The sequence below is a fragment of the Salegentibacter tibetensis genome (assembly GCF_020164485.1).
GTDB classification, from domain to species: Bacteria; Bacteroidota; Bacteroidia; order Flavobacteriales; family Flavobacteriaceae; genus Salegentibacter; species Salegentibacter tibetensis.
This window is the reverse complement of record NZ_JAIQZA010000088.1, coordinates 1-1,220: the sequence shown is the minus strand read 5'-3', so window position 1 is coordinate 1,220 and position 1,220 is coordinate 1. Positions and strand designations below refer to the sequence as shown.

Here is a 1,220-nt window from a genome sequence, read left to right as displayed (position 1 = left end):
GCAGATGTCAGCAACCCAAAGGATTTGGAGAAAGCTGTGAAGCAAATTACTGAATCATGGGAGCATCTGGACATTTTGATCAATAGTGCGGGAGTGGTAAGCGCAGGCCTGCTGTCAGAACTAAGTGACGAGGATATTATCCAGCAAATCAACGTTAACCTCACCGGACTTATCTTGTTGACAAAAAAGGCTTTGCCTCTTCTCCAGAAGAGCAATGAAGGAGCCATTATGAATATCTCCTCCGGTTATGGATACATCGCAATGCCTTTTTACAGTGTGTATGCTGCCACTAAAGCGGCAGTCGGGCAATTTTCAGATGCTATGAGAAGAGAGTTGCATCAATATCCTCTTCATGTTATGACAGTGTATCCTTCAGCTACAGACACCAACATGATGAAAACAGCAGATGTAGGTAAAATGGACAGTCCCGAAGAGGTAGCGAGATTATCTGTAAAAGGCCTTATCAATAAAGATATTGAGGTGATTCTTGGAGGAGAAGAGAGGAAAAAACAAATTGATCTGAATTTTAATGATCCCAAAAAAATGGATGAATTCGCCATAGCCAATTATGAGGCATTGGAAAAAAGAACCCAAAACCACCGTTCTATGTAAAAGGATACCTTTCTATACTTTCATAAGAGCTGCCTTTTTTTCTATTTCGAGGAGCAATTCCTTTAAATCACTAATAGTTGACAGGGGATTCATAAGAGATACACGAAGGTACAATTCCCCGTTCAAAACGGTTTGTACAATATAAAACCTACCATCTTCTAAAAGCATTTGCCTGATTTTACGGTTAAGTTCTGTAAAATCCTCTGCTCCTTTAGTATAACGGAAGCAAACAATATTACACTGCGGTTCATAAGCAAGTTCAAAATTCTTATGCTCGCTGATCAGGTCGGAAAATTCGGTAGCCATTCTAAATAAAGTATCAATATTTTCCCCAAAGATGCTATCTCCAAATGTTCTATAAAGAGTATATACATGCAAGACAGACATGGCTTTGGTGCACTCAAAGCTGCGTTTTCCTCCGTTGTACCATTCTTCGGATTCTTGCTCTGTCCAAAGATACTGTGCCCTCTGAGAAAAGGTTTTATATGCATCGCTCCCACGTTTAAAAATAAGGGCAGTAGAAAGGGATGGTGTCATCATCATCTTGTGGTAATCCACCACTACCGAATCAGCCTGCTCAATTCCTTTAACCAGATATTTATAATGAG

General features: G+C 39.9%; 2 protein-coding genes. One reads left to right on the top strand and one right to left on the bottom strand.

Annotation, left to right across the window (positions count from 1 at the left end; all coding sequences use genetic code 11):
- A partial coding sequence (locus LB467_RS18605) for an SDR family NAD(P)-dependent oxidoreductase (protein ID WP_224475653.1) occupies positions 1-612 on the top strand: 612 nt, incomplete at its 5' end.
- A 12-nt stretch (positions 613-624) separates the two neighbouring features.
- On the opposite strand, the gene LB467_RS18600 is transcribed toward LB467_RS18605, so the two are convergent.
- Positions 625-1,220: pyridoxal phosphate-dependent decarboxylase family protein (locus LB467_RS18600; RefSeq protein ID WP_237690472.1), on the bottom strand; the 596-nt coding region annotated here is incomplete at its 5' end.